The sequence below is a fragment of the Bilophila sp. 4_1_30 genome (assembly GCF_000224655.1).
Taxonomy (GTDB): Bacteria; Desulfobacterota; Desulfovibrionia; order Desulfovibrionales; family Desulfovibrionaceae; genus Bilophila; species Bilophila wadsworthia.
Window position 1 is genome coordinate 1 of record NZ_JH114296.1, and the last position, 564, is coordinate 564.

At 57.1% G+C, this 564-nt stretch carries 1 protein-coding gene; it reads left to right on the top strand.

Going from position 1 to position 564, the window contains the following annotated elements; translation table 11 throughout:
• Window positions 1–564, top strand: a 564-nt coding sequence (locus HMPREF0178_RS20235) for an FAD-binding protein (protein WP_009369407.1), incomplete at both ends; no start/stop codon positions are given.

Here is a 564-nt window from a genome sequence, read left to right on the forward strand (position 1 = left end):
CGCTATTGCGGCGGCGGACAAAGGCGCGAGCGTAACCTTGCTGGATAAGGCCAACACGAAGCGCAGCGGGGCGGGAGCCACGGGTAACGATCATTTTCTCTGCTATATCCCGGAGAAGCACGGCACCATCGATGTGGTGTATGAAGAATTTATGGACAGCCAGAACGCCACCAGCAACGACACGCCGCTTGTCATGCGTTTTCTGGAAACCAGCCCCACGATCGTCAACATGTGGAATGACTGGGGCATCAACATGAAGCCCACCGGGGATTTCCACTTCGAAGGCCATGCCTATCCGGGGCGTCCGAAAATTTTCCTCAAGTATGACGGCCACAATCAAAAAAAGGTGCTCACGGAACAGGCCAAGAAACGAGGCGTCCGTATCGTCAACCACTCGCCTGTGCTGGAACTGCTCCGTGACGATAACGGCATCACCGGCGCTCTGGCCCTCGATATTTCCTCCGACGAGCCGTCCTATCGCATCGTGAAGGCCAAAGCCGTAGTGGTCGCTACGGGATACGTCAGCCGCCTGTTCACGACCGATCCCACGCCGAGCCAGATGTT